Annotated in this window: 29 protein-coding genes, 1 tRNA gene and 1 pseudogene; 20 read left to right on the top strand and 11 right to left on the bottom strand. The window is 66.4% G+C overall.

The genetic code is table 11. The features are described 5' to 3' along the window. Positions 1 to 7 precede the first annotated feature (7 nt). Together BJ999_RS01985 and BJ999_RS01980 are read left to right on the top strand one after the other, a co-directional pair. Positions 8 to 799 carry a restriction endonuclease subunit S gene (locus tag BJ999_RS01985; protein WP_179831659.1) on the top strand — a complete coding sequence of 264 codons (792 nt, stop codon included), beginning with the start codon at positions 8 to 10 and terminating at the stop codon, positions 797 to 799. Further along, the gene (locus tag BJ999_RS01980) at positions 796 to 3984 is read left to right on the top strand and encodes a type I restriction endonuclease subunit R (RefSeq protein ID WP_179831658.1); all 3189 of its coding nucleotides are present in this window, start codon (positions 796 to 798) and stop codon (positions 3982 to 3984) included. The genes BJ999_RS01985 and BJ999_RS01980 overlap by 4 nt, the downstream gene beginning before the upstream one ends. Positions 3985 to 4027: 43 nt before the next feature. On the opposite strand, the gene BJ999_RS01975 is transcribed toward BJ999_RS01980, so the two are convergent. Further along, positions 4028 to 4426 (bottom strand): ATP-binding protein, encoded by a 399-nt coding sequence (locus BJ999_RS01975; protein WP_179831657.1) that lies wholly within the window; start codon positions 4424 to 4426, stop codon positions 4028 to 4030. Between BJ999_RS01975 and BJ999_RS01970 the strand changes: the two genes are divergently transcribed. Together BJ999_RS01970 and BJ999_RS01965 are read left to right on the top strand one after the other, a co-directional pair. Then, positions 4323 to 5372 (top strand): helix-turn-helix domain-containing protein, encoded by a 1050-nt coding sequence (locus BJ999_RS01970; RefSeq protein ID WP_308427232.1) that lies wholly within the window; start codon positions 4323 to 4325, stop codon positions 5370 to 5372. The genes BJ999_RS01975 and BJ999_RS01970 overlap by 104 nt on opposite strands. Continuing rightward, entirely contained in the window at positions 5363 to 5557 is a 195-nt protein-coding gene (locus BJ999_RS01965) for a DUF397 domain-containing protein (RefSeq protein WP_179831655.1), read from the top strand. Before BJ999_RS01970 ends, BJ999_RS01965 begins: the two co-directional genes overlap by 10 nt. 204 nt (positions 5558 to 5761) lie before the next feature. On the opposite strand, the gene BJ999_RS01960 is transcribed toward BJ999_RS01965, so the two are convergent. Continuing rightward, positions 5762 to 6214: a hypothetical protein gene (locus BJ999_RS01960; RefSeq protein WP_179831654.1), complete on the bottom strand. Its 453-nt coding sequence runs from the start codon at positions 6212 to 6214 to the stop codon at positions 5762 to 5764. Positions 6215 to 6244: 30 nt separating this feature from the next. Between BJ999_RS01960 and BJ999_RS01955 the strand changes: the two genes are divergently transcribed. Next, positions 6245 to 7426 (top strand): DUF4062 domain-containing protein, encoded by a 1182-nt coding sequence (locus BJ999_RS01955; protein ID WP_229810180.1) that lies wholly within the window; start codon positions 6245 to 6247, stop codon positions 7424 to 7426. 96 nt (positions 7427 to 7522) lie between these two features. Beyond that, on the top strand, positions 7523 to 7828 hold the full coding sequence (locus BJ999_RS43385) for a DUF397 domain-containing protein (protein ID WP_338070758.1): 306 nt from the start codon (positions 7523 to 7525) through the stop codon (positions 7826 to 7828). On the opposite strand, the gene BJ999_RS01945 is transcribed toward BJ999_RS43385, so the two are convergent. Next, positions 7815 to 8495, bottom strand: coding sequence for a RibD family protein (locus BJ999_RS01945; protein WP_179831652.1), 681 nt, complete (start codon positions 8493 to 8495; stop codon positions 7815 to 7817). The two genes, BJ999_RS43385 and BJ999_RS01945, sit on opposite strands and share 14 nt — an antisense overlap. Continuing rightward, positions 8488 to 9375 carry an SLOG cluster 4 domain-containing protein gene (locus tag BJ999_RS43380; RefSeq protein WP_179831651.1) on the bottom strand — a complete coding sequence of 296 codons (888 nt, stop codon included), beginning with the start codon at positions 9373 to 9375 and terminating at the stop codon, positions 8488 to 8490. Before BJ999_RS43380 ends, BJ999_RS01945 begins: the two co-directional genes overlap by 8 nt. 208 nt (positions 9376 to 9583) lie before the next feature. Here BJ999_RS43380 and BJ999_RS42785 point away from each other — a divergent pair, with 208 nt between their 5' ends. From BJ999_RS42785 to BJ999_RS43950, 5 genes and pseudogenes are all read left to right on the top strand, one after another. Further along, entirely contained in the window at positions 9584 to 9706 is a 123-nt protein-coding gene (locus BJ999_RS42785) for a hypothetical protein (RefSeq protein ID WP_268247788.1), read from the top strand. A gap of 9 nt (positions 9707 to 9715) precedes the next feature. Continuing rightward, positions 9716 to 10903 (top strand): cupin domain-containing protein, encoded by a 1188-nt coding sequence (locus BJ999_RS01935; protein WP_218934899.1) that lies wholly within the window; start codon positions 9716 to 9718, stop codon positions 10901 to 10903. Next, the gene (locus BJ999_RS01930) at positions 10903 to 11808 is read left to right on the top strand and encodes an aldo/keto reductase (protein ID WP_179831650.1); all 906 of its coding nucleotides are present in this window, start codon (positions 10903 to 10905) and stop codon (positions 11806 to 11808) included. The genes BJ999_RS01935 and BJ999_RS01930 overlap by 1 nt, the downstream gene beginning before the upstream one ends. Next, positions 11792 to 12658 (top strand): hypothetical protein, encoded by an 867-nt coding sequence (locus BJ999_RS01925; RefSeq protein WP_179831649.1) that lies wholly within the window; start codon positions 11792 to 11794, stop codon positions 12656 to 12658. The genes BJ999_RS01930 and BJ999_RS01925 overlap by 17 nt, the downstream gene beginning before the upstream one ends. 84 nt (positions 12659 to 12742) lie before the next feature. Continuing rightward, positions 12743 to 12925: pseudogene (locus BJ999_RS43950) on the top strand (hypothetical protein); the annotation flags it as partial. Positions 12926 to 13166: 241 nt separating this feature from the next. Here BJ999_RS43950 and BJ999_RS01915 read toward each other — a convergent pair. Continuing rightward, entirely contained in the window at positions 13167 to 13442 is a 276-nt protein-coding gene (locus BJ999_RS01915) for an NIPSNAP family protein (protein ID WP_218935489.1), read from the bottom strand. A 271-nt stretch (positions 13443 to 13713) separates the two neighbouring features. Between BJ999_RS01915 and BJ999_RS01910 the strand changes: the two genes are divergently transcribed. Beyond that, the gene (locus BJ999_RS01910; protein ID WP_179831647.1) at positions 13714 to 13953 is read left to right on the top strand and encodes a hypothetical protein; all 240 of its coding nucleotides are present in this window, start codon (positions 13714 to 13716) and stop codon (positions 13951 to 13953) included. Positions 13954 to 14408: 455 nt separating this feature from the next. Here the strand turns inward: BJ999_RS01910 and BJ999_RS01905 are convergent, their stop codons facing one another. Together BJ999_RS01905 and BJ999_RS01900 are read right to left on the bottom strand one after the other, a co-directional pair. Then, positions 14409 to 15608, bottom strand: coding sequence for a hypothetical protein (locus tag BJ999_RS01905; protein ID WP_218934898.1), 1200 nt, complete (start codon positions 15606 to 15608; stop codon positions 14409 to 14411). A 16-nt stretch (positions 15609 to 15624) separates the two neighbouring features. Next, the gene (locus BJ999_RS01900; RefSeq protein ID WP_179831646.1) at positions 15625 to 16041 is read right to left on the bottom strand and encodes a hypothetical protein; all 417 of its coding nucleotides are present in this window, start codon (positions 16039 to 16041) and stop codon (positions 15625 to 15627) included. On the opposite strand from BJ999_RS01900, the gene BJ999_RS01895 reads away from it, so the two are divergent. From BJ999_RS01895 to BJ999_RS43945, 3 genes are all read left to right on the top strand, one after another. Continuing rightward, positions 16022 to 16555 (top strand): hypothetical protein, encoded by a 534-nt coding sequence (locus BJ999_RS01895; protein ID WP_179831645.1) that lies wholly within the window; start codon positions 16022 to 16024, stop codon positions 16553 to 16555. The two genes, BJ999_RS01900 and BJ999_RS01895, sit on opposite strands and share 20 nt — an antisense overlap. A 239-nt stretch (positions 16556 to 16794) precedes the next feature. After that, positions 16795 to 16907: transfer RNA gene (locus BJ999_RS01890), tRNA-OTHER, on the top strand. Between the two features lie 159 nt (positions 16908 to 17066). Further along, positions 17067 to 17465, top strand: a complete 399-nt coding sequence (locus BJ999_RS43945) for a Tn3 family transposase (RefSeq protein ID WP_179831644.1) — start codon at positions 17067 to 17069, stop codon at positions 17463 to 17465. Here the strand turns inward: BJ999_RS43945 and BJ999_RS01880 are convergent. After that, on the bottom strand, positions 17390 to 17749 hold the full coding sequence (locus BJ999_RS01880; protein WP_179831643.1) for a nuclear transport factor 2 family protein: 360 nt from the start codon (positions 17747 to 17749) through the stop codon (positions 17390 to 17392). The two genes, BJ999_RS43945 and BJ999_RS01880, sit on opposite strands and share 76 nt — an antisense overlap. A 144-nt stretch (positions 17750 to 17893) precedes the next feature. On the opposite strand from BJ999_RS01880, the gene BJ999_RS43375 reads away from it, so the two are divergent. From BJ999_RS43375 to BJ999_RS01865, 3 genes are all read left to right on the top strand, one after another. Next, complete coding sequence (locus tag BJ999_RS43375) at positions 17894 to 18370, top strand: DUF397 domain-containing protein (RefSeq protein ID WP_308427237.1); 477 nt, start codon at positions 17894 to 17896, stop codon at positions 18368 to 18370. Then, entirely contained in the window at positions 18300 to 18947 is a 648-nt protein-coding gene (locus BJ999_RS01870; protein ID WP_179831642.1) for a class I SAM-dependent DNA methyltransferase, read from the top strand. Before BJ999_RS43375 ends, BJ999_RS01870 begins: the two co-directional genes overlap by 71 nt. An 88-nt stretch (positions 18948 to 19035) precedes the next feature. After that, the gene (locus tag BJ999_RS01865) at positions 19036 to 19629 is read left to right on the top strand and encodes an ASCH domain-containing protein (RefSeq protein WP_179831641.1); all 594 of its coding nucleotides are present in this window, start codon (positions 19036 to 19038) and stop codon (positions 19627 to 19629) included. A 186-nt stretch (positions 19630 to 19815) separates the two neighbouring features. On the opposite strand, the gene BJ999_RS01860 is transcribed toward BJ999_RS01865, so the two are convergent. The 3 genes from BJ999_RS01860 to BJ999_RS01850 all read right to left on the bottom strand — a co-directional run bounded on the left by BJ999_RS01860 (position 19816) and on the right by BJ999_RS01850 (position 22582). Next, positions 19816 to 20580, bottom strand: a complete 765-nt coding sequence (locus BJ999_RS01860) for an alpha/beta fold hydrolase (RefSeq protein ID WP_179831640.1) — start codon at positions 20578 to 20580, stop codon at positions 19816 to 19818. 3 nt (positions 20581 to 20583) lie between these two features. Then, entirely contained in the window at positions 20584 to 21522 is a 939-nt protein-coding gene (locus BJ999_RS01855) for a sigma-70 family RNA polymerase sigma factor (RefSeq protein ID WP_229810179.1), read from the bottom strand. 82 nt (positions 21523 to 21604) lie between these two features. Next, positions 21605 to 22582 carry a helix-turn-helix transcriptional regulator gene (locus tag BJ999_RS01850; protein ID WP_179831638.1) on the bottom strand — a complete coding sequence of 326 codons (978 nt, stop codon included), beginning with the start codon at positions 22580 to 22582 and terminating at the stop codon, positions 21605 to 21607. Between the two features lie 241 nt (positions 22583 to 22823). On the opposite strand from BJ999_RS01850, the gene BJ999_RS01845 reads away from it, so the two are divergent. After that, positions 22824 to 24038, top strand: a complete 1215-nt coding sequence (locus tag BJ999_RS01845; protein WP_179831637.1) for a cytochrome P450 family protein — start codon at positions 22824 to 22826, stop codon at positions 24036 to 24038. Positions 24039 to 24156: 118 nt separating this feature from the next. Next, the gene (locus BJ999_RS01840; protein ID WP_179831636.1) at positions 24157 to 25182 is read left to right on the top strand and encodes a uroporphyrinogen decarboxylase/cobalamine-independent methonine synthase family protein; all 1026 of its coding nucleotides are present in this window, start codon (positions 24157 to 24159) and stop codon (positions 25180 to 25182) included. The last annotated feature ends 7 nt before the right edge of the window (positions 25183 to 25189 follow it).

The raw sequence follows: 25189 nt of genomic DNA, 5'->3' as shown, positions 1-25189 counted from the left end.
TCTATCATTGGCGCGCGATGACTTTCTCGCCTTTTCTATCCCAGCTCCTACGACTGATCGACTCACGCTCATAGGCCTACTCGAGGCGCTCGACAGCAAGATTGCCGTCAACGACCGCACGATCCTCACTTGCATAGAACTGGCGAGCAGCCTCCTCCAGCACGAAACCAGAACGAATGAAACGACAAATATCAGCCTAAAAGAGGCCGCTTTCTGGCTGTCTGGAGGGACTCCTAAGACGAGCGAAGCTTCATACTGGTCAGGGGATTTGCCCTGGATATCTGCGTCCAGCCTCAAGAGCTTCCTCATTGGAGATTCCGAGCGCAGACTGACAGCAATCGGTGCATCTTCTGGAACGAAGGTGGTTCCACCTGGAACCACGATCTGCATTGTCCGTGGCATGAGTCTTAAAACGGAATTCCGCATGGGAATAACCACGCGCGAAGTCGCTTTTGGACAGGACTGCAAGGCCTTCATTCCGCGTGGACACATCACGCCACACGTGTTCGCTTACAGCCTGTGGAACAATCAAACCAACGTCCTAAAACTCGTAGACGAAGCCGGGCATGGCACTGGGCGGCTCGATAGCGAACTACTCGGGGCCATTCAGCTTGCTATCCCCAGCAAGGAACGAATAGGTCCGCTGGAGGAGCGTCTGGCACAGTTGACCCGCCTCGGCGAGATTCGTCGTCAAGAGTCAATGAGGCTAGGTCGTTTGCGGGACACGCTGCTGCCGAAGCTCATGTCAGGGCAGGTCGGGACCAGCGACGCGGAGAAGGTCGTGGAGGATCCCGTATGAGCGGCTACAGCGAGGCCGACTTCGAGCATGACGTGCTGGGCACGCTCGGCGAGCTCGGCTGGGAGTACAAGGACGGCAAGCAGATCGCCGTGGGCTCGGGTGAGCGGGAGTCCTGGGACGATCTGATCATTCCGAGCCGACTGCGGGACGCGATCGTCCGGATCAACCCGGGCCTGCCCGCCTCGTCTGTGGACGAGACCGTCGCCCTGGTGCTGTCGCCGCAGTCGCAGGACGCGAAGGCGGAGAACCACCGGATTCACGGGTACCTGACCGACGGCATCCGCGGCATCAGCTACGTCGACGAGTACGGCGCGGAACAACATCCGACCGTCCACCTGATCGATCGGAACGACCCGTACCGCAACGACTTCGTGGCGGCCAACCAGGTGATGGTCGTCAAGGGCGAGGAGCGGCGCCGTTTCGACGTCGTCCTCTACATGAACGGGCTTCCGGTCTCGGTCTTCGAGCTGAAGAAGATGAGCGACGAGCGTGCCACGCCCGAGGCTGCCCACGCGCAGCTCATGGCCTACGTCAAGGATATCTGGGACGCGTTCCGCTGCAACGTGGTGTGCCTGGTTTCGGACGGCGTGACCACCAAGTACGGCACCGCGTTCACTCCCTACAACCACTTCGCTCCTTGGAACGTTGACGAGCACGGCAAGCCGAAGGAGCAGCCCGCGGCCGCGTGGGAGAACAGCGAGCTGAACCTCACGCTGCACGGGCTGTTCAACCAGCGTCAGTTCGTGGCGCTTCTAACCGGCTACGTCGCGTTCGCCCAGTCGGACGAGGGTGTGCAGAAGCGGATCGCCAAGCCGCATCAGTACTTCGCGGTGTCCAAGGCGGTCGACAAGACGATCGAGGCGGTGCGCAGCAACGGCAAGGCCGGTGTGGTCTGGCACACCCAGGGGTCCGGCAAGTCGTTCGAGATGGAGCTGTACTCCAACCAGGTGCTCAAGCATCCGGCGCTCGGCAACCCCACCATCGTCGTGATCACCGACCGCAACGACCTAGATGACCAGCTCTTCGAAGGCTTCAACGCCAGCGAACTGCTGCCAGAGAAGCCCGTCCGTGTCGACAGCCGTCACGCTCTGCGCACCGAATTGTCCAACCGGCGTACCGGCGGCATCTACTTCACGACTCTGCAGAAGTTCAGCAAGACGACCGAGGAGAAGAACGCCGGGCGGGCGCACCCGCTCCTCTCGGACCGTCGCAACATCATCGTAATTGTCGACGAGGCCCACCGCAGCCACTACGACAGCCTCGACGGCTACGCCCGGCACCTGCGGGATGCGCTTCCCTACGCGACGATGATCGCCTTCACCGGCACGCCGGTGTCCGAGATCGACCGCAACACCCAGGACGTGTTCGGCGGCTACATCGACATCTACGACCTCACCCGGGCCGTCAAGGACGGCGCGACGGTGCCCGTCTACTACGAGAACCGCCTGATCCAGCTCGAACTGCCCGAGGGCATGGACCCCGAGAAACTGGACGAAGAGGCCGACAAGGCGACCGAGGGCTTGGACGATACCGAACGCAAACGAGTCGAGCACGCCACTGCCACGCTAAACGCCGTCTACGGTGCGCCCGCCCGGCTGGAGAAGCTTGCCGCCAACATCGTCGAGCACTGGGAGACGCGATCGGAGGCGATGCGGCCGTTCATCGATGCACCGGGCAAGGCAATGATCGTGTGCAGCACGCGGGAGATCTGCGCCGATCTGTACGAGCAAATTATCGCCATAAAGCCGGACTGGCACTCTAATGACGTCAACACCGGCAAGATCAAGGTCGTCTACAGCTCGTCCACCAGCGACCCCGACAAGCTCCGCAGGCACCGGCTGCGCCCCCGCGAGCAGAAGACCGTTCAACGGCGTATGAAGGACGCCGGCGACGAGATTGAGCTGATCATCGTCATGGACATGCTGATCACTGGCTTCGACGCGCCCCCGCTGCACACGCTCTACCTGGACCGCTCGATGCGCGGCGCGCAACTCATGCAGACCCTGGCGCGCGTGAACCGCACGTTCCGCAACAAGCAGGACGGTCTCATGGTCGGCTACGCACCGCTCCATGAGAACCTGATCGCAGCGCTGGCCGAGTACACCACCGACGACCAGCACACCAAGCCGATGGGCCGCGATCTCGACGAGGCGATCACCAAGGTCCGCGACCTTCTCGACGGCATCGCTGAACTGCTCAGAGACCATCCCTGGCGCCAGATCCTGCAAGCCGGGACGCCCACCGCCTACCGCGACGCCGTCACGGGAACCGCCGACCACATCTGGAACCCGCAGCACCCGCTCAACCAGCCCGACGCGTCCGATCCCGACAAGGAGACTCTCAAGGAGAAGTTCCTGCGCTGCGCCGCGCGCCTCGCGCGCCTCTACGCCCTGTGCGCGACCAGCGGCGACCTGAACGACGTCCGCGACGACACCGCGTTCTTCCGGGACGTGCGCGTGGTAGTCGTCAAGCTCGACGCCGCCCGCCGCCAGGCCGAAGGCCGTCCCGTCCCCGCTGAGGTCGAGCTGTACCTGAAGCAGCTCACCGCGAGCGCGATCGAGGCCGGAGACGTCATCGACCTGTTCAAGGAAGCCGGCCTGGACCGGCCGGACCTGTCCCACCTGGACGAGAACTACATCAAGAAGATGCAGGCCGCCAAGCACCCCGCCATCGCGATCGAGGCACTGCGCCGGCTCGTCCAGCAGGAGATGCGCAAGGTCACCAAGCACAACATCGTGCGCCGGCAGAGCTTCTCCGACCGCCTGCTGGACCTGATGCGCAAGTACACCAACCAGAACCTCACCGCCGCCGAAATCATCGCCGAACTCGTCGCGATGGCCAAGGAGGTCGCCGCCGACGCCAACCGGGGCCAGCAGTTCAACCCGGCGCTCAGCAACGACGAGCTTGCCTTCTACGACGCGGTCGCCGCGAAGGACACGGTCCGCACCCTGATGGGCGACGACCAGCTCGCCGCCATCGCGCGTGACCTCGTCAAGGCCGTCCGCCGCAACCTGTCCACCGACTGGACCGCCCGCGACGACGTCCAAGCCAAGCTCCGCTCCATCATCAAGCGCCTCCTGGCGCGGCACGGCTACCCGCCCGAGGAGCAGCCCGACGCCATCCAGAAGGTCATCGAACAACTCGAAACCTTCGCCGACGAGTGGTCCCCCGCCGCCGACGGCTGACCAAGCAACCGAGATCCACACCAACCGCGCCGCGCCGCGGATGTTATGAGTGGTCGATGACCGCGAAGACGATCTTGCCGACCTTGTCGGCCAGGGCTCGGATGCCCCAGCAGCGGGCGTACTGGTCGACGATGAACAGGCCGCGGCCCGTCTCGCTGGTCGCGTCAGCGGCCAGCATTCGCGGGAGGCCGCAGGCGGTGTCTTGGACCTCCATCCACAGGGCGTCGTCCTCGGTGCGGCTCAACCGCAAGATCACGTCACTGTCCGTTGCGGATGGAGCGTGCTGGAGGGCGTTGGTGACCAGCTCGCTCGCCACCAGGCACGGGACGAAGTCGTCCATGCCCCACTCCCCGATGACCAGCCGCACGAACCGCCGCACCTCCGCGACGACCGCAAGGTCCTGCTTCACCACCATCTCGTTCTCCGTCGCCGCCTGCCCCATGACCTCTCCTCACCTTGTGTGGCGTACAGCACACATTGAGCCACTTTCAGGTCTACGATGTGCCTACCACGAAGACCCGGTAGTTCTTGGGAAGTACCTGATGGTCGTTGGTATCTTCCGTCGAGAGGTAAGAGCCATGCCCCCACGGCGTCAGCGTCCTCGCGAATCACCCGCCCTCGTCGCCTTCGGCCGTCAGATGCGCCGGATGCGGGACGCCAAGGGGGTCAAGCAGGAGACCATCGCGCAACTGACAACGATGAGCGGTGCCCAAATCAGCCGGATCGAGAACGGGAAGAGGCGAGCAACCCGCTCCTTCGTCGAGATTGTCGACGACCATCTGGAGGCCAGCGGCTCGCTCATTAACCTGTGGGAAGACCTGAACAAGGACGGCCACCCGGTCCCAATCTGGTTCGACTGGCCCCAGATCGAAGCAGATGCGGCGATCCTCCTTTGCTACGAGCACTCGGTGATTCCTGGTCTCGCCCAGACTCCGGCCTACGCACTGGCGATCTTGCGCGGCAACAAGGAGGCCTCCGACGTTCGAATCGAGCGCCAGGCCATCCTCACCAGGGACGACAGCAAGGCTCCCCCCGCTCTACTGCTGCTCATCGATGAGCAGGTGCTCACCCGACTCGTAGGTACTCCCGAGACGATGAGGGAACAGTTGGAGCACCTGATTGCCATCAGCTCGTTGCCGAATGTCACGGTTCAAGTAGTCTTGGGAAGTGGCGAGCATGACGGCAACATGGGGGCCTTCGTGGTCGCGACGATGGAGGATCGCAGCGAGGTCGCGTACATCGAGACTGCCGTCCGTGGCATCACGACGGACAACCCCGCGGAACTCTCCATCTTGGCGCGTACTCTAATTGACCTCCGTTCCCGGGCACTCACTCAAGAAATGTCCAGCGAACTAATCCGAAAGGTCATCCAAGAAAAATGGACCTGACAGACGCCAAGTGGCGCAGGAGCAGTTACAGCGGCTCCAACGGTGGCAACTGCGTCGAGCTGGCTGAAACAGTTGCTGCGTCGGTGGTGGCGGTGCGGGACAGTAAGGACCCCCACGGTCCCGTCCTCCTGCTGACCCGTCTAGCCCTGCGCACGGCCGTCCAATCGACCGCCGACACGCACTGACCACCTAGCACCCACCGCCCCGGACCTGCCGAACAGCGGCGAGTCGTCCCGTCCCCCGATCTGGACGACCCGCCGCACCCCACCCCCACGGGCATGCCCTGCGCCAGTCCATCTACCCCAGGGGCAAATCCCGGCCGGGCGGCACGTCGCCCGAGACAACTCGGAGTCAGCCCCGCCGTCGCAGGATCCTCGCTTCGCTCGCAGTCAGGCCATAGCCACACTTACCAGTAACAGCGACAGACCGTAGAGCCCGATGGCAAGGTGGAGGACTACCCACAGCCGATGAAGGCGGATGCGATGCATCCGGGGGAAGGCAAGGTAGTGATCCGCCCGGGCTTGCACCAGCTTTTCATCAGTGCCCAATACACCGCGCTCTGTGAGTTCTCTGGTCAAAGCGCGTGCCTGAGACAGGTGGTAGGAGGCCCTCTCGTAGTACTTTGAGACAGTCACAGCGCCATACAGGCCAGCCATTGAGATGAAGACGCACAAGGGTAGGACGTACAGCGAGAAGCGCTGCTGAACGATCAGAGCGCTCAGGGCCGCTGTGATGACGATCAGGAGGTTGGTCAGCGTCGAACGCTGAGTCTCACACTGGCGCAACTGCTCCCGATGCTCCTTCCAGTAAGCGCGTATCGCTTCCTCTGAAACCTCGGCCATCCGACTCCACCTCGCCTGCATTTGGATACCATGTGCTGCAAGGGCCGTCCTAATCCACAGGCGAACCTCGTCCAGCGGAGACACAGTAGCGTGAAAGTCTTCATAAGCAGCGTCCGGAAGGGCTTGGAGGTAGAGCGTGACTCCCTCCGCGGCCTGATCACGGCGTTGGGCCATACACCAGTTATGTTCGAAGACTTCTCGGCCCAGAGCACGCCGAGCAGGGAGGCGTGTCTGGCCGCTCTAGAGTCCGCAGATGTCTATCTACTTCTTCTGGGACCCATCTACGGTCATGTGTTCCCGGAAACTGGACAGTCGGCTACACATGACGAATGGGTGCGTGCACAACAGTTGGGGAAGCCGCGCCTGGTCTATCGCAAAGTCGGGGTGAGATTCGCCCCCGAGCAGCAGGACTTCAGCCGTATCGTGGAGGCGTATGCGACGGGTGTATTTCGGGACTCCTTCTCCGACAGCGCGGAACTCCAGACAAAAGTTGCCCAGGCCTTGCGTGAGCTGGAATCAAAACCATCTCCCCTGGATTACAAGAGGTTGACTCAGCAGCCAGCCCTCACCTGGATCGCGGAAGATAATCGAATACATCCATTCAATAACAGCCAAGAATTCCTACTCGAACTGCACGTCCTACCAATGGACAGCCCCGGATATTCGGCTCGCGAAATGAGTCAATTTTCTGATTCGCTGGTGAAGCGGGTCCGCAGCACCGAGTACTTCGAGAGTGGACGATCCCTCGATCTTTCCAAATCCCAAGATTGTGCGGTAGTCAGAATCGGGAGCGGTCGGCGTAGCGCATGGGACAAACCCCAGAGCTGGGAGATCAGGGAAGTTCTGCTTCATAAGACGGGCCAGATCTCAACTCGGGCAACGCTCCCGGTGGACGGGCTGGGCTCGATTCTGGACGCCGAGGCGCTGCCAAGGCAGATCGCGGAGATGCTGCGCCTGACGGGGGCGTTGGGCATCTTCCAGCAGGGGCGTGTGGTCGTCGCAGTCGGTGTGCCGTCGAAGATGTCCCTCAGCGTCGACACCTTTGATCCGCATCGCTCGCGTACCCGTGCTCAACCGTTGGGCTTTGGCAGCTCGGTTGGAGTTTATCGTACTGAACCGGACGAGTCCGTCAGCCTGGCGGCTTTGGAGGCTGGAGCTGACGAAGTGGGCAGGGACCTTTCCCGAGCTCTGTTCGCTCAGCTTCCGGTGTAATCCACTCTGATCTCCTCGCTCAAGAGGCTGCAATGCCACCTGGCACAAGGCAAGTCGAAGTGGCGAAACGGCCGCAACTGCGTCGAGCTGGCGGACGTGGCCGATGCGGTGGCGGTGCGGGACAGCAAGAACCCGGACGGTCTCGTCCTCCTGCTGACTGACCCGTGCGGCCCTGCGCACCGCCGTCCAGTCCGCCGCCGGCACGCACTGACCGTCCGGCACCGACCACCCCGGCAACCCCCGCCGTGCCGAGTAGTGACGAGCATCTCTGCCCCCGACCCGGCCAGCCCGCCCCACCAACTCCCTCGGCTACAGCCTGCGCCCGGCACCTACTACATAGGCGACCCCGGCCAAGCGGATGCGCCCGCTGACAAGCTCAACCACGCGGTCAGGAGCGTGTGAGGCGGTAGCGGGCGAGGATGACGTCGCCGATGGGACGGGTCTCTTCGAGCGTCATCCGGTTGCCGGGGTGGTGCGGGAACTGCCCCGTTCCGACGAAGCGCGGGGCGGCGGAGTCACCGACGAAGAAGGGGGCGATCACGAGTTGTAGCTCGTCGGCCAGCCCGGCGGTGAGGAACTGGGTGTGGACGGTGCCGCCGCCTTCGACCATCAATCGCTGAACTCCTCGGTCGGCAAGGTCGGCAAGCATGGTGTTGAGGTCGACCGGGTCGCCGGCGTCCACGACGGTGGCGACGTCGCCGAGGCGCTCACGGCAGCTGTCGGCCGCGCTACTGGAGCAGTACACGATCTTCTCGACGCCGCCGGTGGTGAAGAACTTGGCCCCAGGGTCAAGGTCGCCGCGGGCTGTGAAGGTGACCTTGATCGGGCTCTCGGGTAGGCCGCGGGCGACGCGGGCTTTGCGTCGCCCCTCTGTACGGACGAGCAGGCGCGGGTTGTCTCGGCGGATGGTGTTGGCACCGACGAGAATGGCGTCGCAGCCAGCCCGGACTTCGTCGACTCGATCGAAGTCCTCATCGTTGGACAGCAGAAGCCGCTCGGCAGTGGTGTCGTCGATGTAGCCGTCGATCGAGGCCGCGCAGGACAAGAGCACGTAGGGGCGTTCAGTCATTAGCTGCTCCAGAGTCGTTGCTGATCAGTTGCTCGACGATACGTACGAAGTCTTCACCGGGGTCGGCGCAAGCGTTGAGGGCGGCGAACCGCTCCTCGTCCAGCGAGGCGCGGAGGCGATGGTCGCGGGCCGCTTGGTGGTAGAAGCGGCGGGCGGTGCCTCCGCTGGCCGGGAGCGCGATAACCGGTTTGCCCATCGACAGAGCTAGATCGATTTCTGTCTGGGTCCCGGTCCCGCCGCCGAGGACGATGACGAACTGCGCGTCCTGAATGACGTTGCGGTGACCGAAGAGCCCGAGGGCCCGGGAGATATCGGGAGGACGGTACTGGTCGGCGATGTAGGTCATGACCTCGATGCCCACGCCGACGGGGCCGTGACTGACCTTGTAGCCACGACTCATGACGAGACGGGCCAGGCACCGGACAGCGGCGTCGATCACGCCAGCGTCGGTGTCGGGGGCTCTGCTGCCGCAGATGGCCACGTGCACGGGTGCTGTGGTGGCCGTCGGCTTTTCGGCGTCACGTAACTGCGCACGTTGCCGGGGAACAGTTGGATTCGGGCTGAAGGTGAAGGAACCGGCTGGGGCGAGGCCGAGCAGGAGCCGAGCTTGATCGGGGAGTTGCAGGCCGTCTGCGATACGGGTGAGCACCTCGATGTCGGAGACGCGGCCCTGGCGAGTACCCCGCACCCAGTTGGAGATGTCAGAGCGATCATGCTGGGTGAGCAAGGCCAATTGAGTCTGTGTGCACTCGGCGAACTGATCGAGGAAGAGCCGGAAAAACCGACCGACATCACGGCGGGTGAGGGCGTGCGCGACGTCTTCTCGACACCAGAACCCCACGGGGACCGATCCGGGGTCGAAGTACCTACGCCTGGTCACGTCGCTATTCGTCCTTGACTCGCCGAAGACCCCCTGTCAGAGGGTAGCGGCGCGCAAGCCGCAAGCCATGGCGATCAGCGAGACGCGTCCGTGGGTCGGTTCCACGGGTGCAATCCACGGCTTCGTTCACTGTTCCAAGCTCGCCTGGGGACGCAAGGTGAAGCCCGACAGCTCCGCCGATCGGAGCGGAGCGGGAAGGGAGATTCCAGTGGACAGCAACAAGGCAGGCGGCCTGGTGGTGGCCGTGGAGAAGATCGTCGCGGCGCGTGGCCGCGCCACCCAGCCGTCCGATGGCGGGTCCACCGGCAAGTCCGACCTCAACGACGGCTGATCGACGATCATGATCGACTTGATCGTCGAGGTTCTGGGCGGGGACCGGTTCCTCGCCCAGGACCTGGGCCGCACCCACCGGGTCTATCCCGCATCGTCCGCCGGCCGAGAGCGGTTCGCCGGTCTGCTGGCTTGGGCGGCACTGAACCAACTCCTTGACACTCATCGGCTGGAGCCGCCGCGTCTTCGGCTGTCCGCCGATGGTGCCACCATCCCGGCGGCGGAGTACTGCCAGCGCCGGACGTACCGGCGTATGCCGCCGTGGGAAGCTCCGCAGCCGCATCTCGTCGCTGAGCAGCTCCGCAACGGCGCGACGCTGGTCCTGGATGCGATCGAGGAAATGCATCCGCCGATCGGTGCCATGGTGAGCACGCTCGAGCGCCATCTCCGTACGGGCGTGCAGGTCAACGCCTATGCTTCCTGGACGGCGAGAGAAGGCTTCGGCGTCCACTGGGACGACCACGACGTCATCGTCCTCCAGGTATCGGGGGCCAAACGCTGGCGGATCTACGGCCCCACCCGTCCCGCTCCGCTGTATCGAGACATCGAGTTCGACGACGCATCACCCGAGCACCCGATCGACGAGTTCGTCCTCCAGGCCGGGGACGCCTTGCATGTCCCGCGCGGCTGGTGGCACGCCGCTGCTGCGTCTACCGGACAGCACTCGCTTCACCTGACCTGCGGGCTGGCCACGCACACCGGGGTCGACCTGCTGTCGTGGGTGGTGGACGAGCTACGTGCACAGCCATCCGTCCGCGCCGACCTCCCGCGCCGGGCGGGCCCGGACGCCCAGGCGGTCTGGTGCCATGAGATGAGCAAACTGCTGGTCGAACGCCTCAACGACCCTTCGGTGATCGATGCATACTTGGCCGCGCGTGATGCCGCCTCCGGGGCTCGCGGCGGTTTCTCGTTGCCAGACACGGTGCACGAGCGGCTCAAGGACGACCCCGATCTACTCGTCCGGCTCGTGACGCCCCGGGCCGTCCTGCACCGCACCGAGCAGTCCCTGATCTTGGAGGCCGCCGGCCAACGCTGGACACTCGCCTCCCAAGCGACCCCGCTCCTGGAGGCGCTCGTCTCCGGTCAGCCGGCCAGGCTCAGCACTCTGGCCCAGGTCGCGAACGTCACCACCGACCAAGCCGTCGACCTACTCGACCACTTGTTGCGCAGCGGGATCATCGCCGTAGGCGAAGCATGATGGCGGTTCTCGGCCTGGGCACCTATCGATGCCGCGACGTGACCGCCGCCGCCCGTGCCGCCATCGCGGCGGGGGTCACCGTCATCGACACCGCGCCTGTCTACGCGCGAGGCAGCGCACATGCTCAATTGGCCGGTCTGCTACCCGACCGACCCGGGCTGCGCATCTCCACCAAGGCGGGCCACATGACCCGACACCAAGCCCGGGCCGCTCGACAGGCGGGCCTCATCACCTCCGAAGAGGCTGCCGCCTGCCACTCCATAGCGCCCGCCTACCTTCGACATCGCATCACCGCCAACATCACCGAGTTGGGCCGCGGCCGACTCGACCTGCTGTACCTGCACAACCCCGAACACGGCGCCCATGGAGACCGAAGCCGACTACTCAAGCGGATCACCCAAGCCTTCACGATCTTCGAGGAAGCCGCCCACCAAGGCGACATCGCGGGCTACGGCATCGCCACCTGGAGCGGCTTCACCAGCGGCGCCTTCACCGTTCAGGACCTCGTCACCGCAGCGCGACGAGCAGCGGGAAGCACCCGAACCCATCTGCGGGCGATCCAACTACCCGTCAACCTCATCGAACTCACACCCGTTGCCCAAGCCCTCCACGGCGCCGGTCCCGTGGTGGAGGCCGCCGGGGCCGGTCTGGAGGTGTGGGCCTCCGCGCCATTGAACGGCGGCGAGCTCATCGACCTGGTCACTTCCGACCTGGCCGAGTTCATCAGGCCCGGATCCTCACAGGTCGCCGCGACGCTCGCGGTAGTGGCCTCCACGCCTGGACTCACCGGAGCCCTGCTTTCGGCGTCGACTGCGGCACACTGGCGAGAAGCACTCAACGCCTTCCAGCGTCCAGCCATTCAACTCCCGCATCTCCAGGACATCTGCCGTGTTCTTCGAGCCTGACGATCTCGACGTCCGCGAACGGATGCACGCCGCCTTCGCCGGCGCGACGATTCAGCTCGGCTGCGCGCCCGCCAGCGACGCAACCGAAACCTGGGGCCATAGCGGAAGAACCATCGGCGCCCCCGTCACGACGTCCTCCGGAAACGCCTGGCTCCGAGTGCTGGAAGCACCAGTCGGCAAGGAGGGTGGAAAGCTGTGGACCGGCACTCAAGAAGCCGCTGCCACTCTTCCGATGGAGATCCCACGTCCCCGGCTGCTGGCTTCAGCCGACTGGGTTGACGAGGGATATGCCTACCGAGCCGAGCTCAGCACCTACGTGACGGCGCCCGTCTGCTCCCCGACTCCGGACCTCACCGAACACATCACCCTGCCCGACGCATGGTGGTCCCGATTGCACCGAGCTGCGAGCACAGTCGCGGCCACGCCGGTTCCGGACGACCGCCCACGCGTCATCAGCCAGGACTACGTACACCGCACCATCCCTCGCTACCTCGGCGAAGCGGGCATCGACACCACCGTCCACCACTGGACCCTCGCCCACGGCGACCTGCACTGGGCCAACCTCACCAGTCCGGAACTGACCATCCTCGACTGGGAAGGATTCGGCCCCGCCCCCCACGGATTCGACGCCGCCCATATCTACGCCTACACCCTTCCCGTCCCAGAACTGGCAGCCCGCATCCGCGACACCTTCGCCGACGTCCTGGCAACCCGCGATGGGCGGCTCGCCGAACTCACGGTCGCGGCCATCCTCCTTCAGGCCGCCGACCGCGACCCCGTCCACGCCCGGCTCGCCCCGCATGTCCGAGCACATACGCAGCGGCTGCTGGAGCACCATCGCGATTCCTGAGTTCCCTGAACCCAGCAGCGCGAGCGAGAACGAGCGACGCGTCCTCACCGCGTTCGTGAAGGCCCGGCTGCGGGTCACCGACGTATGGGGGAACACCCATCACGCAGGTCGCGCATGAGGCGCTGTTTCGCCAGTGGGCGGCGCTGCGTCTGGGACACCGCCACCGGCGAGCAACTGACAGTCCTCGACGCCCACGAGGCCCGCGTCGCCGGCGCGGCCTGGTCGCCCGACGGCTTCATGATCGCCGCTGCGTCCTACGACCGCACCGTCCGTCTCTGGGCGGGCAGAACCTACGCCGAGATCGGCGTCATCGGTGTCCATCGGTCCCGGTCGTCTCCGTCACCTGGACTCCGGACAGCCAGGCCGTCATCTCCGCCTCCTCCGCCGACGCCGCCAGGCTCTGGCCCTCCGACGTCGACCTCGACGCCCCTGAAATCCAAGGCCGGGTTCCGCGTGTTCCGCCCCTGGCACAAGAAGTACGCCTCGCCCGCCTGCTCCCCGAGCCCGATCAGTAGACCTGCTCGACCACCCGCACGTCCCGATCGACCAGGTACTCGGACGGGTCCAGCCCCATCGCCTCCCGCTCCGGCGACGCCCAGTACCGCTGGTTCGCCTCCTCGAACGTCTCCTCCCCCTCGTACCAGATCACCCACACGAACCGGCTGCGCTCGTGATCAAGCCAGGCACCTCCGATCCCGAATCCCAGCTTCAACCGCAGCGGCACCACCGACTCTCGCCATCTGGCCGCCCACTCCTCAAGTAGGCCTTGTCTGATCGTGTACATCCTCAACTGGACGGTCTTCGGCACGATGCCCCCTCTTCCACCTGAACTCCGCAGCGTCGGCTAACACCCATCGGAAAACTCACACAACCATGGGCCCAACCCGTCTGGCACCTCAACCTGCGGCCCTTGCGGGCGTCCTCCCGCGCCGGCCCCGGACGCCGCCCGGACGGTGGTGGCTGAGGGCCGCAGGCAAGGTGGGAGTCGCGGCCGTGACCGCACCGGCGGCGAGACCCTCACCATTCGGATCTCACCGAAAGTGCCGATTGGCCGGTTGCTCTTCTTGCTCGGCTACGCGCTCGACGCCGAGGGCTGGCGGGAGGAGAATGTGTCCCTCGACGCGGAACCCGAACTCCTGCCCGCGCTGGCGAGTCTTTTCGAGTGGCAGGCCGACCGGCCCCTCCGCCAGCACACCCTCGACCTGGACCAGCCACCAGCCACCTTGCTCGCCGCCGTGCGACGCCTCACCGAGCGCCTCGAACCACAAACATTCGGGGCGACGCAAAGTGGATGATCAGCAATGTGTCATCGGATGCGTACTGCGAGCGAGGCCACGTCCCGCAGCACCCGATCGACCAGCTCCTTCAGCAGCCGGCTCTCGTCAGGGTCAAACGCCCGCTCCTGCCAATGACCGGACGTTGCGCCCCGTGCGTTGGTGCTTCGCGGCAGACCGAGAGTCGGCTCCATCATGAGCACACCGATCCGGTCGTCGTGACGGGGAGCGGCGCGATCGATGTCTCGACTGCGCGGGCAGGTGGCCGCGCCACTCAGTGACGGCGCCTCTCACCTCATGTGGATCTCACCGAAGCGGCTTACCTGGACTCCAGCGGGCTCGCTGTGTACCGCGTTGCCGGCCTCATTCCCTACGGCCATCCCGTCCTCAACCGCCCCCCCAACCTCCGGTTACTTTCGACCCCGGCCGACTCCGGCTCTACTTGGCTTGTTACTTCCGGGCTTCGTGGTGCGTGGCTACAGGATGCGGGTCAGTCTGTCGGGGGCCGTGGCCTCGTGGATTACGCGGCTGATGTCTGCATAGAGTTCGCCGGAATCCGAGGTCACCAGGTAATGGGGCATGTCCCCTCGCTCGATGTGGCCCTTGCCGGGGCGCGTATTGAAGAAGTACGGGGAGTAGAGGATGAAACCATCATCGTCCAGGTCAGTGCAGAGTGCGGCCATGCCAGGGAAATAATCTACCTGGTAGACGTGTAGGCCATCGGTGTACGCGCTGTGCTTCTCCTTGAACAGGCGGAAGCTTGCGACCGAAGTCTTGATCTTCGTGTCTAGATCCTCCTGGCGGAGCGCTGAGAAGAGGGCCGTCGCATCACTCTCCGGATTAAGGAGAACGCACCGGTAGACTCCGCCTCTGCGCAAGAAGTCCAAGACCGCGTCGCGGTAAACCGCCGGCCGTTCTGTGGTCACCAGGTAGCCAGCGCACGTGTTCAATGCCGAACCAAAATCGACCACCTCGCTGACGGCCACGTCCACCAGTCGTGCCTTCTCGCGCTGGCTTGGACGCTGTGCATAGGCATGAATCGGAAGCCTGTCGTTCAGCCCCGCCGTCCTCAACCAGGCGCGCTTGCCGTCGCCCGCGCGGCCGTCGGACATCATGACGTACACCTTCTTACCCTCATGAGTGCCGACCGGCTCGAAGAGTTGGGACAAATGGCCGGACACTTGATAGACGTCCTCGGAGATCGATAGGCAATCGCGGGGAGTGACCTCCTCAAGATGCGCGACGAAGTTGATGTCAGGCGAATGGATGGCACCCGTATCCTCCACTGCTGAGACATGAATGGGACCTTTGTGGACGGCCATCCGCAGATGCAGCACGCCCCGCAGCCCGGTTCCGGCGAGTTCCTCGCGCAGCTGCGGCAGGTCTTCGGTCAGCACCGCGCGGGCCGCCTCCAGCGCCACGGTGAGAGCCGTGCTCTCCCGCTCGTCGTGGATCGCGAAGATCCCGCCGTCGCCCCGCCAGCTCCAAAGAGCCGCCCTGGCGCAGCCGTGCTCGTCAGCGAGCAGGCTCACCCGGGCCGCAACTGTCTTTTGCAGCCGGTCGAACGCGTGTGCCGCCAGATTCCGCGGATTGCCGCTGACGATGCTGGAGTAACCGGACGCGTCGGCCAAGAACAGGTAGACGTTGTCGTACGTGCCTGCGCTCTCGAAAGTCACATGCAGTCCTTTCCGATCAGTGCTGGAGATCGGCGTACAGGACGATCTGCACACCGAGGGCCAGCAGAGCTGCGAGTTCGGCGACCGAGATCAGCACAGGCAGCGGCTCGTCGCCGACCGAGAACCAGAAGGCGCATAGAGCACTCGCCGGGATCAGGCAGAAAGTGAGAAGGTCGATCATCAACTGCCCGTACTTGCGGGTGACGCGGCGTCGGTCGGAGCGGTGGGCGGTCTCCCAGCCGAACGCCTGGGGGTCCTCGCCGGTCAGGGCGGACAGGCGAGGCCCGAGATCCGCGCGGACGTAGCGGCCGATGGCCGAGATCTTCTCGTCGTTCACCAGGTAGGTCCAGCCGAGGATGAGCGACACGGGAGGCAGGAGGAGAAGGAAGGCGCAGTCGTCCGCACTGGCCGTGGTGGCGATGACGGCGGCCATAGACACGAGGGTCGCGTACAGGAGATTGTCCCGGAAACCGATCCTCGACCTTTGTTCCTGGGCGGCAGACCTCGACGCTTTCACGCGCTGCCTCGCCGAAGCGGCAAGGCTTCCTGACAGGCTCTCCGACCACGGCACTCTCAGGGAACTGGTACTCGAGGTCGCCCGCCGCAACCATCGCCTGCAACCGGTCGGAACGCGCTGGCGGCGTGATGCCGCGCAAGCCTGGCACCGAGCCATCGTCGACTCCGTGGCCGAGTCCACGGAGGGGGAATTGGAGTCGCTGATCGAGGAACTGCTGGCGAACGACCGGCAGATGGCCCGGCTCGCGGTCGCCGCCTGCGTCGACTGCGTGCGGCCGCTGCCCCGCTGGCTTCCGGAGTTGGCCCAAACAACGCCTCCCGAAGTACACAAACGCATGCACGCCGCGATGACCCGCATCGCCCGTGAAGGCGGCTCGTCCGCGCTGCCGGCACTGTACGAAGCTGCGATCAGGGTCGCCACACCGACCTAACCTCGGGCTTTCATCGGGCGGCGGAGCAACACACGCACATGCCGCCGAGCCGACACTCTCCCGGACCTCCCGCGGTGGATCAGATCTCGATCGGTGACAGGAACTGCACTGGCGATTACAGTGAGTGCCCATATGTTGGGGGCCACCCTGGACACCGTTGACGGTTGGTGAGCACACGGTGCGCACGAACTGTAATGAATCACGGTGGATGAGAGTGCGCCTGATGGACGCTGACCTGTGGAGATGCGGATTTGCCTGGACCGCGAATCATTCCATAGCACGCCTTAAAAGGAACTGCTAATGCGGTTTGGGTGCAAGCCCATCCGGGGTTCAAATCCCCGATCCTCCGCCACTCTGACCAGGGACTTCGTCCAAGATTACGATCTTGAACGAAGTCCCTGTCGCGTTCCAGATGTCCGTTTCTCCTGGCCTGGTGTGCACGGGAGGTCGGCGGAGTGCTTTCGTCCCCGGACGATGCGGGCGCTGACCGGACCGGCTGTGGTTACCCTGCGTGTTGACCGCGCCGGTTGCGGTGACCACATGCTCCCGGCACACCGTCCACCTCGACCGCATTCGCGCGTACTGGGACGACATGCTCCGCGTCGCCGGGTCCCTCACCTCCGGGAAGGTGGGCGCCTACGACCTGATCCGGATGCTGTCCCGCGACGGCCGCCCCACCGGCCTGGGGGACGCGTTCGCCCACTACGGGCGAATCTTCAAGACCCTGCACCTTTTGCAGTTCATCTCCGACGGCTACCGCCGCGTGGTTCGAAAGCAGCTTCTTAGCGCCGTCTACCGTTGTGCGGTGGTTCGCCCTACAACGTGTCGGCTATGTCAATCGGTCGTGCTGGCGTGCACGGCGATGATTCGCCAGCCGTGCGTCTCGTCGTGTAGCCAAGTACGGGTGTAGCGCATCCTGGCCGCGAACGGCGCCCCGGAGACGGTCCCTTCGATGGTGCCGAGAAACCACGTCACCCCGGTGCGCCCATCGGCGAGCACGGTCAACTCCTCCTCAGCCACCCTCGTCACCACCTGCGCCCGAGTGCGGTGCACCTCCAGGTCGTCCGCCTTGGTCTGAACGTTCGCACCGAAGGTGAAGATCAGCCGATCGTCCAGCAGCCGATCCAGCGCCTCGACGTCTCCAGCGAGCTGCGCGGTCTGAAGTCGGCGCTCGGCGTCCCGCAAGTCTTCCATGAGGCCCACCCTCTCAGCCGGCGCCGTATCCGAGCCAGGACGTTCACGCTCGGCTGATCTTCGCAGGCCCGATCCCGGGACTCCGATCGCCGGTGGTTTCCCGACACCCCGCCGACCTGCGCCCGCGCCACCCGGAAACCGGTTATTGGGGAGAGAAACGCCCCTCCAGAAGAGCGATTCCGGGCCCGGATCGACACGCCGAAGGCGTCCTGCTGTTCGAGGACCCGGCGACCACCTCCAGACGCCCGCGCTGGAGCGGCCCGCGTTCGCCCATATCGCCGCGGCCGCGCACCTGGGCGACGTACAGACGGTCTCGGAGTTGTTCCGGCTCTGCCGCGACCTCATCGACATCCGCGTAGCCACAGTGGTGGGGACGTCGTCGAACTGGCGGGCGCGACCGGGGTGGTGGCGGTGCGGGACGGCAAGGACCCGGACGGGCCCGTCCTCCTGCTGAGCCGCGCGGCCCTGCGCGCCGCCGAAACGAGGCGGTTCGGCGGTCGAGGAGGCGCGCGCCCTGCGAACGGTCGGTTGGAGGGGCTACGGTCCTTTGATGACCTGGTTGACCGATACCCGGAACTCCTACGACGCCCTCGCGGCCAGCTACGCCGACGAGACCCGTGACCTGCTCGACAGGCTGCTGCACGTCCGCGCGGGGGTTGTGCTGTTCGCCGACCTGGTCCGCGCGATCGGCGGTGGGCCCGTCGCCGACGTGGGCTGCGGGCCGGGGCACACCACCGCCCTGCTGCGGGAGCTGGGCGCGGACGCGTTCGGCATCGACCTGTCACCCGCGATGATCGAGAACGCCCGCCGCGAGCACCCCGACGCGCGGTTCGAGGTCGGTTCGATGACCGACCTGGAACTCGCCGACGACTCTCTCGCCGGTGTGCTCGCGTGGTGGTCGCTGATCTACATCCCGGACGAGGCGGTGCCGGGCGTGCTCGGACAGTTCCACCGGGTGCTACGGCCGGGTGGGGTGCTGGCCGTGGGATTCCACGTCGGTGACGAGACGAAGATCGAGACGACCGGTGACGGCGACCGGGCAGTGCAGGCGCATGTGCACCACCGCCAACCGTCCCGCGTGGCCGACTGGCTCCGCGAGGCGGGCTTTACCGTGGAGGCGCAGCATCTACTGAATCCGGACGAGCCGAAGCCGGGTGCGATCCTGTTCGCCCGCCGGCCCGCGGCACCGCCTCGGTAACCTCCGGCCGCGGGGCCGGGCAGGTGGCCTTCTGAGGTGCTTCCGACGAAGATTGCAGGAGGAGAGGCGTATCACCCCGGGGGGAACGATGCTGTTCAGGCGGGAGGTTCTTGAGGGGATCGCGGGTGGGCGGATCGACCGGGTGTTCCGGGTGTGGGCCGAGCCCCGGGTCCGCGCGGGGAGCACCCAGCGCACCTGGGCGGGGATCATCGTCATCGACTCGGTCACGGCCGTCACCCCCGAGGAGATCACCGAGGAGGACGCGCTGCGTTCGGGCTTCGACGACCGCGCGGCGCTGCTCACCGCGCTGTCCAAGAGCACCAAGGAGGGCGGATACCACCGCGTCATGCTCCATCTGGGCGGCCCCGACCCCCGATCGGAACTGGCCGGGAACGCCGACCTGACCGATCAGGAACTGGCCGACCTCAAAGCCTCCCTGGACGCCATCGACACCCGCAGCCGCCGCGGCCCCTGGACTCGCGAGGTCCTTCGCGTCATCGAGGAACACCCCGGCCTGCGCGCCCTGGACCTGGCCGAACACCTGGACCGCGACAAACTCCCCTTCAAGGCCGACGTCCGCCGTCTCAAAGCCCTCGGCCTCACCGAAAGCCTGGAGACCGGATACCGCCTCTCCCCGCGCGGCAAGGCCGTCATGGCGTACCTACGGTCCCTGACCGAATGATCCATCCCGGGTGGTTCTGCTGGGGCGGGGCTCGGGGCTCGGAGGTGTCACGGCTTCGGACCGGGCGAGGCTCCATGTGGAGGGCTTGCGGCTGACCGGTCTGGTTGGTGGCGAGACATGTGTCCTACGACGCCATGGGAAGGCGCATCACCCGATCCTGACCAGTAGGTTTCCTTGATCTCGTAGCTACCCCGCTTCGGGGGTGCCTCGGTGGGCGCGTGCGATGGGCATGTACGTCGGGGCCGCGTCGGTGGTGAGGAACGCCAGGACCATGGCGCGCACCGCTTCGGCGTGCTCCATCAGCAGCAGGTGGCTGGCGTTGGGCAGCACGGCCAGTTCGGCGGTGGGCAGCGCCCGGTAGAGCGCCACCGTGTGGTCGAGCGTGACCAGATCGTCGTCGCCGGCCAGGACGAGGGTCCGGGGTGTCACCGCGCGCAGCTCGGTGGGGTCCAGGCTCGGCTCGGTTGCCGCCGCGTGCGCGATCTTGCCGATGACGACCGCGAAGTGGTCACGGCCGTCGGGCGACACCTCGGCGTAGGCGTCAGCGAGCGCGGCGGGCATCTCGCCGTCCGCGGACGGCTTGAAGATCAGTCCGTCCAGGTCGTAGGCCGCACTGATGAGGACCAGGCGCTCGACCAGGTCAGGGCGACGCATCGCCACCCAGAGCGCTACCGTCCCGCCGGCGCTGTAGCCCACGAGCCGGGCCGGACCGCCGACCACCTGCTCCAAGAACGCGATCGTGTCCTGCGCCATGAGCTCCATGGTGATCGGGCCGGGGGCGTCGGGCGTGCGGCCGTGGCCGCGGCGGTCGGGCAGGTAGATCGTGAACGTGTCGGCGAGGCCGTCGAGGTTGCCGGTGAAGCAGCGGCCGTCGGTCAGCCCGCCGTGCAGGAGCACCACCGGGTCGCCCTCGCCGCGCTGGTCATGCCACATGTGAACGATGTCGGTCATGCACTACATACGGGACGGCGGCTCCGGAGTCATCGGCAGTCCGAACAACGCGAACAGGGAGGGGTCGAGGTAGGTCGTCGTGTTCGCGATCAGTCCGTCGCGGAAGTCGATGATGGTCAGGCCGAACGCCTTCCCGTCGCGGTACTGCGCGAATGCGGGCGATCCGTTGGCCGCCGTGCGGACCAGCCGGTCATCGGCACACGCGCCGGCCGCACCCAGCAGGGCGGCCCGGATCGCCTCCCGGCCGCCGAGCCACCAGGCGAACGGCGGCATCGACATGGTGGCGTCCTGGTGGAGCAGCGACACCAGGCCGTCGACGTCGTAGGCGGTGAACGCCTCGACGTACCGCCCGAGCAGGTCCTCGTCGACCTCGCCGCTCCCGCCCGGTGTGCGACGTGCGGAGATGGTGGCACGTGCTCGTTGCAGGGCACTGTTGATCGCGGCCGGGCTGCTGTCGAGCAGCCCGGCCACCTCCTCCGCCGACCAGCAGAGCACCTCGCGCAGGATGAGGACGGCCCGCTGGCGCGGCGGCAGGGCTTGCAGGGCGGCGACGAACGCCAACCGGATCGTTTCGCGCCCGGCGGCCAGCTCGGCCGGATCGCCGTCGGCGGGCAGCACATGCCGGTCGGGGACCGGTTGCACGAAGGCGGCGGCTCCCAACGGCGCGCCGAGGGAGGCGCCGGCGGGGGAGGACGGGCCGAGGTCCATCGCGAGCGCGCGCCGCTGGACGCTGCGGGTCATGTCGAGGCAGACGTTGGTGGCGATCCTGTGCAGCCATGTGCGCAGACCGGCTTTGCGCTCGTCGAAGCGATCGGCGTTCTTCCAGGCGCGCAACAGGGTCTCCTGAACGGCGTCCTCAGCCTCGGCGGCGCAGGCGAGCATGCGGTAGCAATGGCCGGTCAGGTCGACCCGATGCGCTTCCAACCGTTCCTCGAAGGCCACGCGTCCACAATATGCAGGGTCGCCGGCCGAGAGGCTGGTGACCGGGCGCTGAAGCTCACGGCTGTGATGGGTGCGCTCTTGGTCAGTGGTCGTTGCCCTCGGCGCCCTGGGCATCGCCGAGCTTTTCCCCGGTGGGGATTTCGGCGAGTCTGCGGCGGCGGAATTCTCTGGGGGTTTCGCCGTAGCGGCTTTTGAAGGCTGAGGAGAACCAGGTGGAGGTGAGGCCGGCGCGGGAGGCGATGTCACTGATGCTGAGGTCGCTGCGGGCCGGGTCCTGGAGGACGTCCCGGGCGTCTCGCAGCGTTTCCTCATGGCGCAGGTCGCGGTAGGTGGTGCCGGTTTGGTGAAGGGCGTTGCGAAGGTGGCGTGGCGACCAGCCGAGCGCGTCGGCCACGGCTGCGAGCGGGACCTTGCCGGTGCCGAGATGCCGCCGTACGTACTCGCGGACGAGTCGGGCGACGTCGGTGAGGTGGGCGTCCGGCGGTCGCGTGTCCCTGAGAGCGATCATGCAGAACAGTTCGGTGATCCGATCGCATACCGCGTGGAACTCGTGGTCGGAGAGATCGTCCTGTTCGGCATGGGTGCTTCCCAGCAGGTTGCTGAGGATGCGGCCGAGACCGGTGTTCAGGTCGAGGACGAGACGCAGTGGTGTGGGCGAGCCGATGTGGTTGTCGAGTTCGGGGCGCGGGACCTGGAAGGCGTATGCCGCGGACTGCGGGACGGTGAGCCAGCAGGATTCGTCCATGCCCATCACTGAGGCGTGCCCCGGCGGGGTCCGTGTTTCGTCTTGGCCGTGCCTGACGGTGTAGACGCCGTGTTGCGGAACGACGATCCAGTAGTGCTCGTCGCCTGGGACTCTGCGGACGTGCGACGGTGTCCTGGCGGCGATCCGGTCCCCGCGCTGGTCCCAGTGCATCAGCCTGTAGCTGCCGCTTTCCTGGGCGGTGAGGTCCGCACGCCAGCTCCCCGGATTCCGGAAGCGGTGGTCCATCGGCAGGATGCTGTTGCTGAGATCGCGCCAGGCGTCGGTGTCGTCGGTGGTCCAGGAGTGGTACAGCATGGGGCCTACCTCCGCTGTGAGCCCGCACATCGCCCGGTAACCCAACGTCTCCGCGCGGTCGCTGTCAAGTGTTCCCCCCTCGTCGGCCCGCCGGTCCTCTGTTTTCGTGACGTCCTACTTCTGGTTCGGGGCAGGATCCGTCTGCGGACGTGGCCGGTGGGTCCGCCCCCGGCGATACTCGGGCCCAGCCCCCGGCAGAAGAGGCCCCGGCGGGTGTGAGACCGAGGGGAATCCGTTGACGATGAGCCTGCCCGCGTTTCCCGCCCTCGACGAGAGCCCGCTCGACACCTGCATCCGGCTCCGGGAGATCGCGCCCGTGGTCGAGGTGGAGTTCCCCGGCGGCGTGCCGGCCTACCTGGCACTGACCCACAGAGCCGCACGCGAGATCCTCGCCGGGGACAACAGGACCTTCGCCCGCGACCCGAAGCACTGGCCGGCCCTGCACGACGGATCGATCCCCGAGGACTGGCCGCTGCGCGCCATCGTCCAGGGCGACCACCTGTCCACCAAGGACGGTGACGATCACCGGCGGCTGCGGAGCCTGGTCGGCAGGGCGTTCACCCCGGGCCGGGTGCAGGGGCTGGAACCGCGGATCCAGGAGATCATCGACCGGCTGCTGGACGACGTGGTGGCGGCCGGCGACGGCGTCGACCTGGTGCCCTCCTTCACCGAGGCGCTGCCGATGGCGGTGATCTGCGAACTGTTCGGTGTGCCTGAGCCGGAACGGGCCCGGCTGCGGAGGTGGACGGCCGCTCTGCTGGCGCACACCACCCCTCCAGAGGAGGCGTTCGAGACCCAGAGGGCGCTCATGGCGTACCTGTACGCACTGGCGGAGCGCAAGAGGCTGGACCCCGGCGACGACCTCACCTCTGGCCTGGTCCAGTCCCGTGACCGGGACGACAGGCTCACCACCGACGAACTGGTCGCCGTTCTGTGGCTGATGCTCGTCGCGGGACACGAGACCACGGTCCACTTGCTGGGGCACGCCATCACCGCGCTGTCGGAGCATCCCGACCAGCTGGCGTTGGCCATGGCCGAGGACCGCTGGGGCGACGTGATCGAGGAGACTCTGCGGTACCGCCACTCGGTGATGATGACCAGCTTCCGCTTCACGCTCACCGACGTGACGATCTCGGACGTGCTGATCCCCAAGGGCAGAGCGGTCGGTGTGGTGTACCAGGCGAGCGGCCTCGATCCGGAGCGGTACGGGGACACCGCGGACCGGTTCGACATCACCCGCGAGCAGAGGGACGGTCTCGGCTTCGGCCATGGTCCCCGGTACTGCATCGGCGCCCCGCTGGCCCGCCTGGAAAGCAGGCTCGCGCTCACCTCCCTGTACCGGCGGCTGCCGGGCCTCTCCCTCGCGATCGACCCGGACGACATCCCCTACTCGCCGTCCTTCTTCACCGTGGGCCCGCTGTCACTCCCCATCCGCCTCGGCGCCGAGCGCCGCTGACCTCCCCGCCGCGACAGAACGTCCGGCGGCGCCGTGCCGGAACCGGCCGAGCCGGCGGACCTGCCGTCGCACCCCCCACCACGCACCACATGCAACTTGTAGATCTGGAGTGACCTCCGTGGAACCGACCGTGCACCTGTGCGGCAGCGTGCCGCTCGCCGATTCCGAGACCGTGTTCTGCACGGTCGCGAACACGCTCAACGGCCGTGTGCGGCGTATCCCGGACGGCGAGCCGGGTGAGCGGGACAACTGGGTCGTCTGGCAGTTGCCGAAGCTCGCGGCGCACCCGGACCTGGAGACGGTGCCGCCGCCCGGCCGGGAGTACGGGCCCACGATGCGGGTACGGCCGCGACCCGGCGTCGACCCGGCGTCGGTGACCTTCGGGCCGCTCGGGTATGCGGCGGCCGCACTCGACTCCTGGCAGGTGTTCAGGCGCCTGCGCGCGGACGGCGTCATCCCACCGGACGTGCGGTTCCAGGTCAGCCTGCCGACACCGGTCGCCGTGGTCGCCGCGTTCGTCGGTGCGCATCAGGCGGAGCTCGAGGCCGCGTACGAGGCCCGGCTGCTGGCCGAGCTGGAGGAGATCCTGGCCGTGATCCCGGCCGGGGACCTGGCCGTCCAGTGGGACACCGCGGTCGAGTTCGCCGTCTTCGAAGGGGTCTATCCGGCCTGGTTCGGCACCGACCACCCGTCCCGCCTGGCCGAGATCGTGACGCGACTGGTACGGCTCGGCACCGCGGTACCGGACGAGGCCGAGCTGGGATACCACCTGTGCTACGGCGACTTCGAGCACAGGCATTTCGTCGAGCCTCCCGACACGTCCAAACTCGCGGCCGTTACCAGGGGCGTGGCCGATGGGCTCGGGCGGCGCTTGGACTGGGTGCACATGCCCGTCCCGCGCGACCGTGCCGACGAGGCGTACTTCGCGCCGCTGGCGACCTTGTCGCTACCGGCGGAGACCACCCTGTTCCTTGGACTCGTGCATGCCACGGACGGGCTCGAAGGCGCCGCAGCGAGGATCGAGGCGGCACGCGGGGCGGTGAAGACGTTCGGCGTGGCCACCGAATGCGGCATGGGCAGACGTCCGCCCGAACAGATCCCCGCCCTTCTCGCCTTGCATGCGTCGGTGGCCGACCTGCTCTGACGGCTCG

It is taken from the genome of Actinomadura citrea (assembly GCF_013409045.1).
GTDB classification, from domain to species: domain Bacteria; phylum Actinomycetota; class Actinomycetes; order Streptosporangiales; family Streptosporangiaceae; genus Spirillospora; species Spirillospora citrea.
This window is presented reverse-complemented; position numbering and strand designations above follow the sequence as displayed.

What these genes read in the sequence shown, in the direction of transcription:
- BJ999_RS01955 (WP_229810180.1), top strand. Translation starts at nt 6,245, where the DNA reads ATGTGCTGCAAGGGCCGTCCTAATCCACAGGCGAACCTCGTCCAGCGG.
- BJ999_RS01915 (WP_218935489.1), bottom strand. Translation starts at nt 13,442, where the DNA reads ATGTACACGATCAGACAAGGCCTACTTGAGGAGTGGGCGGCCAGATGG.
- BJ999_RS01870 (WP_179831642.1), top strand. Translation starts at nt 18,300, where the DNA reads ATGACCTGGTTGACCGATACCCGGAACTCCTACGACGCCCTCGCGGCC.
- BJ999_RS01960 (WP_179831654.1), bottom strand. Translation starts at nt 6,214, where the DNA reads ATGGCCGAGGTTTCAGAGGAAGCGATACGCGCTTACTGGAAGGAGCAT.
- BJ999_RS01945 (WP_179831652.1), bottom strand. Translation starts at nt 8,495, where the DNA reads ATGACTGAACGCCCCTACGTGCTCTTGTCCTGCGCGGCCTCGATCGAC.
- BJ999_RS01860 (WP_179831640.1), bottom strand. Translation starts at nt 20,580, where the DNA reads ATGACCGACATCGTTCACATGTGGCATGACCAGCGCGGCGAGGGCGAC.
- BJ999_RS01965 (WP_179831655.1), top strand. Translation starts at nt 5,363, where the DNA reads ATGGACCTGACAGACGCCAAGTGGCGCAGGAGCAGTTACAGCGGCTCC.
- BJ999_RS01900 (WP_179831646.1), bottom strand. Translation starts at nt 16,041, where the DNA reads ATGGCCGCCGTCATCGCCACCACGGCCAGTGCGGACGACTGCGCCTTC.
- BJ999_RS01850 (WP_179831638.1), bottom strand. Translation starts at nt 22,582, where the DNA reads ATGCTGTACCACTCCTGGACCACCGACGACACCGACGCCTGGCGCGAT.
- BJ999_RS01845 (WP_179831637.1), top strand. Translation starts at nt 22,824, where the DNA reads ATGAGCCTGCCCGCGTTTCCCGCCCTCGACGAGAGCCCGCTCGACACC.
- BJ999_RS01880 (WP_179831643.1), bottom strand. Translation starts at nt 17,749, where the DNA reads ATGGAAGACTTGCGGGACGCCGAGCGCCGACTTCAGACCGCGCAGCTC.
- BJ999_RS01930 (WP_179831650.1), top strand. Translation starts at nt 10,903, where the DNA reads ATGGCGGTTCTCGGCCTGGGCACCTATCGATGCCGCGACGTGACCGCC.
- BJ999_RS01975 (WP_179831657.1), bottom strand. Translation starts at nt 4,426, where the DNA reads ATGGGGCAGGCGGCGACGGAGAACGAGATGGTGGTGAAGCAGGACCTT.
- BJ999_RS01935 (WP_218934899.1), top strand. Translation starts at nt 9,716, where the DNA reads ATGATCGACTTGATCGTCGAGGTTCTGGGCGGGGACCGGTTCCTCGCC.
- BJ999_RS01865 (WP_179831641.1), top strand. Translation starts at nt 19,036, where the DNA reads ATGCTGTTCAGGCGGGAGGTTCTTGAGGGGATCGCGGGTGGGCGGATC.
- BJ999_RS01980 (WP_179831658.1), top strand. Translation starts at nt 796, where the DNA reads ATGAGCGGCTACAGCGAGGCCGACTTCGAGCATGACGTGCTGGGCACG.
- BJ999_RS01970 (WP_308427232.1), top strand. Translation starts at nt 4,323, where the DNA reads ATGCCCCACTCCCCGATGACCAGCCGCACGAACCGCCGCACCTCCGCG.